The 8,111-nt window shown below is 74.8% G+C and carries 5 protein-coding genes; 1 reads left to right on the forward strand and 4 read right to left on the reverse strand.

What is annotated here, in order from left to right:
* Positions 1-309 precede the first annotated feature (309 nt).
* On the forward strand, positions 310-1,308 hold the full coding sequence (locus tag ACFWIA_RS11810) for a methyltransferase domain-containing protein (RefSeq protein ID WP_387002874.1): 999 nt from the start codon (positions 310-312) through the stop codon (positions 1,306-1,308).
* A gap of 52 nt (positions 1,309-1,360) precedes the next feature.
* Here the strand turns inward: ACFWIA_RS11810 and ACFWIA_RS11815 are convergent, their stop codons facing one another.
* From ACFWIA_RS11815 to ACFWIA_RS11830, 4 genes are all read right to left on the reverse strand, one after another.
* Entirely contained in the window at positions 1,361-2,674 is a 1,314-nt protein-coding gene (locus ACFWIA_RS11815; RefSeq protein ID WP_387002876.1) for an FHA domain-containing protein, read from the reverse strand.
* Positions 2,675-2,775: 101 nt separating this feature from the next.
* Positions 2,776-4,119: a VWA domain-containing protein gene (locus ACFWIA_RS11820; RefSeq protein ID WP_387002878.1), complete on the reverse strand. Its 1,344-nt coding sequence runs from the start codon at positions 4,117-4,119 to the stop codon at positions 2,776-2,778.
* A gap of 148 nt (positions 4,120-4,267) precedes the next feature.
* Positions 4,268-5,692: a PP2C family serine/threonine-protein phosphatase gene (locus ACFWIA_RS11825; protein ID WP_387002880.1), complete on the reverse strand. Its 1,425-nt coding sequence runs from the start codon at positions 5,690-5,692 to the stop codon at positions 4,268-4,270.
* A 3-nt stretch (positions 5,693-5,695) separates the two neighbouring features.
* Positions 5,696-7,960, reverse strand: a complete 2,265-nt coding sequence (locus ACFWIA_RS11830) for a tetratricopeptide repeat protein (protein WP_387003057.1) — start codon at positions 7,958-7,960, stop codon at positions 5,696-5,698.
* Between the last annotated feature and the right edge of the window lie 151 nt (positions 7,961-8,111).

Raw genomic sequence — 8,111 nt, forward strand, 5'->3', positions numbered from 1 at the left:
CGGGGGCCGGCTCCGGCTGGGGTGCGCTGCCCCGTGCGGGTGCGTGGTGGTTGCTCGCGCAGTTCCCCGCGCCCCTGAGGTGCGTCCCTGCCGGGGTGCGTTGTTCAGTGGGGTAGCGCCCCTGATCAGGGGCGCGGGGGTGATCAGGGGCGCGGGGAACTGCGCGAACGCGGGACGCACGCCCGCCGGACAGCGCACGCCCACCGGGACGCACCGCCAGGGGCGCGGGGAACTGCGCGGGCAACCACCGCGCACCCGCACAAGAACAGCGCCCTCGCGGGCGGAGCCCCTGCGCAGGACAGTGGAGGCATGGGCCCGCACACCCCTCACAGCGCACCGGAGGCCGACCTGGAACAGGTCGCCGCCGAGGCACGCGCCGGCCTGGTCCGGGCGATCGAGGCGAGCGGCGGCTGGGACGCCGATCCGGCCTGGCGCACCGCCTTCGAGCAGGTCCCGCGCCACCTCTTCGTGCCCTCGTACTGGATCGGGGTGGGCAGCGGCCACGAACGGCTGTGGGCCGGTGACCCCGATCCGGCCCGCCGCACCCGTTGGATGCGCGGTGCCTACGCGGACGCCCCGCTGGCCACCCGGCTGCGCGACGGGGAGCTGCTCTCCTCGTCGAGTCAGCCCTCGCTGATGGCCAGGATGCTCGCCGAACTGCGGATCGGGCAGGAGGACCGGGTACTGGAGATCGGTGCGGGCACCGGCTACAACGCGGCGCTCCTCGCCCACCGGGTCGGTGACGAGCGGGTGACCACCGTGGACCTGGACCCGGACATCACCGAGACCGCGCGGGCCCATCTGCGGGCCGCCGGCCACGCCCCGACCGTGGTCACCGGCGACGGCGCCCGGGGCTGCCCCGAGCGCGCCCCCTTCGACCGGATCATGGCGACCTGCACCCTGCCGTCGGTGCCGCGGGCCTGGCTGGCGCAGTGCACGCCCGGCGCACTGGTCCTGGCGCCGCTCGCGACGGGACTGATCCGGCTCACGGTGCGCGGGCCCGAGGAGGCCGAGGGCAGGTTCCTGCACACCTCGGCGTACTTCGTCCCGCTGCGGGGCGCGGCCCGGCGCCGCGCGCAGGCCCCGTACCCGGGCGGGCTGCCGCGGCGGGCGCTGCACAGCGAACTGTTCCAGTTCCTGTTGGCGCTGACGGCCGGGGTGCTGGACCCGCGGGAGGCCGTCAGCCTCTGGCAGCGCGAGGGGCGTCCCGCCCGCGAACGCTACGGCGTCAGCGTGCGCGGGCGGCACACCTGGAGCTGGCTGGACGAGCCCGACGGCCCGTACGCCTGGCCGCTGCCCGACGCCTGACCCGCCCGGGCGCACTGCGGTTCCGCCGGGGTCCGGCGGAACCGCGACGGCGTCAGCCCCGGTGAATGGTGATCGTCGTCCAGGCGCCCACGTGCACCCGGTCCCCGTCCTGGAGGGGCACCGGAACGAACGGCTGGATCGGCTCGTCGGAGCCGTTGACCGTGGTGCCGTTGGTGGAGTTCTGGTCGACGATCGCCCAGGCCCCGCTCGGCTGCTGCACCAGCACCGCGTGCTGGTGCGAAACGCCCGGGTCCTCCGGCGGCACCGACAGGTCGATGTCCGGGACCTCGCCCGTGGAGTGCCGGCGGCGACCGATGGTGATCTGGTTGCCGATCAGCGGACGGTGCTGCTCGGGCGAGTACGCCGGGAGGTTCAGCCCGACGGCCTCGGGGCCGGAGCGCTGCATCATCGCCAGGAAGTACTCACGGTCCGGACCGATCGTGGCCGACCAGGAGTCCGAGGCCGGGAAGCCACCGGGACCCGCGTGGGTGCGCGGCAGCTGCTCGCCGCCGGGTCCGCTGCTCCCCGAGGGGGGCGAGATGACCCAGTCGTCGTGGCCTTCACTGCCGAAGCCCTGACCGCCGCCGGGCGGGGGCGGCGGGCCCTGGCGCCCGGTGTCGGGGAAGCCGGGGTGGGCGGGCGGCGCGGGCGGGCCGCCCTGCTGGAAGGCGGCCGGGGCCCCCGGCCCGGGGGGTCCGGCGGGGACCTGGCCCACCGGTGGCGGGGCCCCCGGACCGGGAGGGCCGCCGCCGAAGGACGGGATCGGCTCGGCGGGTCGGTTCACCTGCGAGGGACGTGACCCCTGGTAACCGAACGCGTCCTGTCCCGACCCCTGACCGAGCGGACCGGGTGCCTGAGCGTGCTGGCCCGGTGCCTGACCGTGCTGGCCGGGACCGCGGCCGTGCGGCCCGGGGCCCTGGCCGTGCTGACCGGGCTGACCGTGCGGGCCGGGGCCCTGGCCGTGCGGACCGGGCCCTCCCGCGGGTCCGGGGGGACCGCTCGGGCCGGAGGGACCGCCGGGTCCGGGGAAACGTCCGGGCGGCGGGCCGCCGAGTCCGCCCGGCGGGCGCGGGGCCGGGGGCGTGTACGAGGTCGCCTTGTTGGTGATGAAGTTCCACCGGCACTCCTCGCAGAAGGGCGCTCCGCCCTCCCGCGGGGTGTGGCACTGCGGGCAGTACTCCGGCTGCACGGGGTCGGCACCGGCGCGCGGCGGCGGGCCGCCCGGCGCGCCCGGCGCGGGCGGTGGGAAACCGTAACCGGCCGCGGGCGGCGGTGGCGGCGGCGGTACGGCACCGGTCATGCGGTGACCGCAGACCTCGCACCAGTCGTCGGCACCCGACTGGTGTCCGTTCGGACAGGTCGGCATGTCGGCGCCTCCCCCTCTCCTCTTCCGGCACGGGGCCGGAGCTCGGTCCGCCGCGGCCGGGAGCCGGGGCGGGCTACGGCGGTGAGGCCGTTACCGCCTGCTTACTTCTTGACGCGGACGGTCTTGGTGGACCGGGTTTCGAGAGTCATCTCGTCAGCCTCCGCGACCTTCGCCTTCAGTCGCACAGTACCCGCAGCGGCATCGACCACGTCCACCACCTTCGCCAGCAGCTTGGCGGTGTCCTCGTTCCCGGAGGCGCTGGCGAGCTGGACGGCGCGGCCCAACTTGGCCGTCGCTCCGTCCACATCGCCGGATTTGCGGGCATCCAACCCTTGTTGGATGACTTGGGCGAGTTCCTCCTGGCCGGTGTAGTGCGCGACCTGCGGGTTGATGGACGTGGACGCCGACATGTCGTCCGTCCACACCGCGCGTACCAACCCCTGCGACAGGGGCCGTACGCTCCCGTCGGGTTCCGGGACGACCAGCGACACCCGGGCCGCCAACATCTCCTGGCCGATTCCCGCGGGTGCCACCTCGACGCACACGTGGTAGTCCCGGGACTCGTCGCCCCAGGAACCGGTGGGGTAGTCACCCGCCCGGGGCCCCGCCTCGGTGCGACGCTCCGTCAACTCCTCGACGTTCGGGGCCACCTGCTTGACGAACGCGACCCGCGCGCCCATCGGCGTCCACAGCCGCAGCGCCACGTCCGCGACCTCCTTGCCCATCGCCGACTCCATCATCTGCGTGAAGTCGGCGGCGAGCCCGGCCGGGTCGGCGACGATGTCCGCGGTGCCGAGCAGGGCGGAGGCGATGCCGGTGACCTCCTTGACCTCCCAGTCGGTGCCCACGCCGCGCGCGTCACAGGTGAAGCGGCCCGCGCAGGCGTCCAGGGCCTCCCGCAGGGCCTCGGGCGACTCGTGTTCGTTGCGCCCGTCGGTCAGCAGGATGCCGTGCCGGATCGGGACGTCGGCGGTGGCGAGCAGGGCGTCGGCGAGCCGCAGCCAGGTGCCGATGGCGGTGCCGCCGCCGGCCGACAGGCTCCGCAACGCCTGCCGGGCCTCGGCGCGGGTGCGCTCGTCCGCCACCGCCAGGCCCCCGGTCTTCGGGTAGACCTCCCGGGCGACATGGGTGCCGTCGACGACCGCGAACCGCACCCCGTCCCGCAGTGCGTCGATGGCCGCGGCCGTCGCCTCGCGGGCGCCGCGCATCTTGGTCGCCGGGTAGTCCATCGACCCCGAACAGTCGACCATGATCACCACCGCGGCCTCCGGGCTCCCCCCGGTGCCGCGCGGGTGCGGCGCCGACACCGCGGGGCCGACCGTGCCGCCACCGGTCGAGGTGACCGTGACGATCGCGTTGACCTCGCGACCGCCTTCGGGCAGGAACTCGTTCTGGTACACGTCGACCGAGAACTGCGGTATGGACGACTTCGAGAAATTGGCCATGGATTCCGCTCCCCCTCGCTGTCCCACGGCACGTGGGCGCGTCTGGTCGTGGACGCCCGCTGGCGCCACGCTCGGGCCGGCCCGCACCGCGGACCCGCCCCTTGCCGTACACCGCCTCGATGCGTCCCGGCCCGGTCGGCGGCCCGCCTCAGGCCGATCCTGCCCCCGGCTCGGGAGCGGGGAACGGCACCAGGGCCACGGTGACGTTGTCGTGGCCCCCGCCGTCGAGTGCGTGACCCACCAGGGTCCGCGCCGCCTCCAGCGGGTGCCGGTGCGCGTCCACCGGCAGCACCGTGGCCATGTTCTGCGCGGACTCCGCGTAGTTCCACAAGCCGTCGGTGCACACCACCACCACCCCGGCCCGGTCCGGCTTGAACGACACGGTGTGCGGTTCGAGTTCGTAGGAGTCGGCGCCGAGCCAGCCGGTGATCGCGTGTGCGCGCTCGTCGGCGTACGCCTCCGCCTCGTTCATCAGACCCGCGGCGACCATCTGGGCCGCCCAGGAGTCGTCCTCGGTGAGCCGTGCCACGGGGGCCGACCTGTCCACCGGCACCCAGTAGGCGCGGCTGTCGCCGACCCAGCCGATGACCAGCAGTTCATCCGCGACGATCGCACCGACCAGGGTGCACGCGGGCGCGTTCTGGTGCGCGGTGTCGCCGGTCGGCGCGCCTTCCCCGGCCAGGGCGTTGACCGCCTCCGACGCCGCGACGATCGCCTGGTGCATCGCCTGCTGCGGATGGACGCCCTGCGGCAACAGGTCGAGCACGCACTCGTTCGCCGCGCGGGACGCGGCGAGTGACGCCTCGTCGGGTCGGCTGGCCGAGGACACCCCGTCGCAGACGATCGCGACGACGGCGGGGGAGCCGTCGGGCAACGCGGCCGAGGAGATCGCGTACGCGTCCTCGTTGCGGTGGTGGCGCAGCCCGCGGTCACTGACCGCGGCGACCGCGTCCAACGCGGTCTCCATGTGGTCGCGTTCCCGGGGCTGGGCCTTGCCGCAGTGTTCGCAGTAGTCGTCCTGGGCGACCCGCCCCACCCCGCAGAACACGCACCGCTTGGCCGCGGGACCCGTGGGGTCACCGGCCGCGGGGACGCCCTCGCGGGGGTCCGTGCGCGGCGCGGGCGACGGCGCGGGGGCCGGCAGCGGATAGTCGCCGCTGCTGCCCGCCGGGGTCGGGTCGGGGTGGGCGTAGGGGTCGTCGGTACGGAACTCGGGACCGTCCGACGCCGAACGCCCGCCGTACGAGGGGAGGTCACCGCCGCCCGAGGTGCGCCCCGAGATGTCGCCGGCCCGGTGGACCGGCGCGGGGACGCCGCCGCTCACCTCCTGGGCCTCGGGCCACTGGACCCGGGCACCCGGTGCGACCGCGGCGACCGCGCCGCCCGGGACACCGGGAGGGCCCGGGCTCTGCATGGCGATGGTGGGGTGGTCCAGCCCGGCGGTCCCCCCTCCGGCGTCCACTGACGACACATCATGACCACACACACCACAGAACCGGTCGCCCGGTTCCAGTGGCTCCGCACACCTGGGGCACCGTGGACCGGCGACCGACCGGGGTTGCTGCGACGACATCAATCACACCCATGTCCGGGGGCGGAAGCGGTTTGCACGTTCCACCAGTTCGATCCTCTCTTCGCCGCCCCGCGCGAGCCGCGCCAGCGTGCGGTACGAACGCTCCAGGCCGAACCGCAGCCCGCGCTCGTCCAGTTCACTGCCGAGCAGCGCCGTCCGGCCACCGGAGCCGCCCGGCACGGCGGAAGGACCCCGGCTACCGGAGAGTACCCAGTCCAGCGCGGTCCCCAGCACCTCGGTCGACAGCCGCTCCCTGCGGACCGCGTCGAGACCGAAGGCGTCCAGCGCCTCCACCTGTCCCGCGGCGGCCGTCAGATCGTCCAGCAGCGGCTGGTCCGGGCCCGCGGCGAGCCGCTTGCGCAGCCGGGCGCGGACGGCCGCGACCCGGGCCGCCGTGTAGTGGATGGAGGACTCCGGCACCGACTCCAGGACCCGTACCGCGCCCGGCCGGTCCCCCGCGGCGAGCCGCACCCGGGCCAGCCCGAACGCGGCCGACACGTAGCTCGGGTCGGTCGTCCACACCAGCCGGTAGTACTCGGTGGCGTTGTCGAGTTGGCCCAGCACCTCCGCGCACACCCCGAGCGCCAGCTTGGGCGCCGGCTCGCCGGGGAACGCGTCGTACATCGCGTCGAACGACAGCGCTGCGGTCTCGTGGTCGCCGGCCGCGAGCGAACCGACCCCCTGGTACCAGATCACCCGCCAGTCCTCGGCGTGGTCCCGTACCAGGGCGTTCAGGATCTGGGCCGCCGCCGCTGCCTCGCCCGTCTCCAACCGGGCCCGTAGCTCCCGCAGCCGCAGTTCCAGCGAGTCGGCGGGCGCCGAGTGCAGTGCGGAGATCAACTCGGTGGGGGCCGAGGAGGCCATCAGACCGGCGAGGAAGCCGGCATTGGGGTCGTCCGGGTCGACATGGGGCACCGGCAGCGCCAGGGCCGCCGACACGCCGTCAAGGGGGCGCACCAGTCTGCCCGCGAGCGCCGCGGCGGGCGCCCCGGCGGTCGGGGCGGCCGGGGCGTGCGCCCACGTGCCGCCAGGTCCGCCGCCCGGGAGCGTGCCCGGTGCGGGAGCGGGGCCCGACGGGGGGCCGGACGCGGACGGCAGCACCGGACGCCCGGCGGCCGGGCCCACCCCGGCCCCCGCACGCCGACCGCGGAGCACCCGACGGGCGCTGCGCACCGGGCGGGCGCCGAGCACCGACCCGCCGTCGTCACCCGCGTCGAACAACTCCGCGTCGACGACCTTCAACTCCGGTCCGAACAAGGTCGAAAGCGCGGGCTTGGGGCGGCCCGTCTGGAGCGCGACGACCTCCCGCAGCACCCCCGTCAGCTGCTCCGCCATCTCCTGCGCCGAAGCGAACCGCCGGGCCGGATCGGGATCGGTGGCCCGCACCAACAACCGGTAGAACGACTCGTAGGTCCGGAAGACCTCGATGTGCTCCGGATCGGGCAGCGAGTCCACGAACACGTTGGTGTAGCCCTGGAAGTCGAAGGTGAGCACCGCGAGCGTCCGGGCCACCGTGTACAGGTCCGACGCCACCGACGGGCCGACCTCCGCGACCTCCGGCGCCTGGTAGCCGACCGTGCCGAAGATCGCCGACTCCTCGTCGTCGGTGCGCCGCACCGCGCCCATGTCGATGAGCTTCAGCTCGTCCTCGGTCTGGATCGCGTTGTCGACCTTGAAGTCGCAGTACAGCAGGTTCCTGCTGTGCAGGTGACCGAGCGCCTCCAACGCCTCGATGCCGTACGCGCACGCCTGCTCCACCGGCAGCGGGTCCCGCTTCCCGGTTGGCGTGCGCCGCTCGTTGGCGATCTCCTTGAGCGACTTGCCGCCGACGTACTCCATCACTATGTAGCCGTCGAGGGAGCCCGTGCGCTGGTCGAGGTGCTCCACGAAGTTGTAGATCCGCACGATGTTCGCGTGCTCGATCTCGGCGAGGAACCTGCGCTCCGAGATCGCCGCCGCCATCGCGTCCTGGTCACCCGTGTCCAACAGGCCCTTGAGCACCACCCAGCGGTCGGCCACCGCACGGTCGATCGCGAGGTAGATCCAGCCCAGCCCGCCGTGCGCCAGGCACCCCATCACCTCGTACTGCCCGTGCACGACGTCGCCCCCGGTCAGCTTGGGGACGAACGAGTAGGGGTGCCCGCACTTGGTGCAGAAGCCCTCCGTGCGCCCCAGCCGCTCCCCGCGGGAACGGCCCACCGGGGCCCCGCAGTCCGAGCGCGAGCAGAACCGCTTGCGCTCGGGCACCTCCGGGTTCTCCAGCACCATGCCCTGCGGGTCGGGGCGCGGCACCCCCGGCACCTCGACCAGGCCCGCGCCCCGCCCGCCCCCGCGCGGGGCCCCCCCCGGGCCGCCCGGCCGGGTGACCCCCCCCCCGCGCGCGGGGCGCCCGCCCCCCCCCCCACGGGCCCCCGCCCCC

Origin of the sequence: Streptomyces sp. NPDC127068, from assembly GCF_042724695.1 — a bacterium.
Lineage (GTDB): Bacteria > Actinomycetota > Actinomycetes > Streptomycetales > Streptomycetaceae > Streptomyces.

Bases quoted from the DNA above. Each gene is read 5' to 3' on its own strand.
- ACFWIA_RS11810 (WP_387002874.1), top strand. From the start codon at position 310: ATGGGCCCGCACACCCCTCACAGCGCACCGGAGGCCGACCTGGAACAG.
- ACFWIA_RS11815 (WP_387002876.1), bottom strand. From the start codon at position 2,674: ATGCCGACCTGTCCGAACGGACACCAGTCGGGTGCCGACGACTGGTGC.
- ACFWIA_RS11830 (WP_387003057.1), bottom strand. From the start codon at position 7,960: ATGGTGCTGGAGAACCCGGAGGTGCCCGAGCGCAAGCGGTTCTGCTCG.
- ACFWIA_RS11825 (WP_387002880.1), bottom strand. From the start codon at position 5,692: ATGTCGTCGCAGCAACCCCGGTCGGTCGCCGGTCCACGGTGCCCCAGG.
- ACFWIA_RS11820 (WP_387002878.1), bottom strand. From the start codon at position 4,119: ATGGCCAATTTCTCGAAGTCGTCCATACCGCAGTTCTCGGTCGACGTG.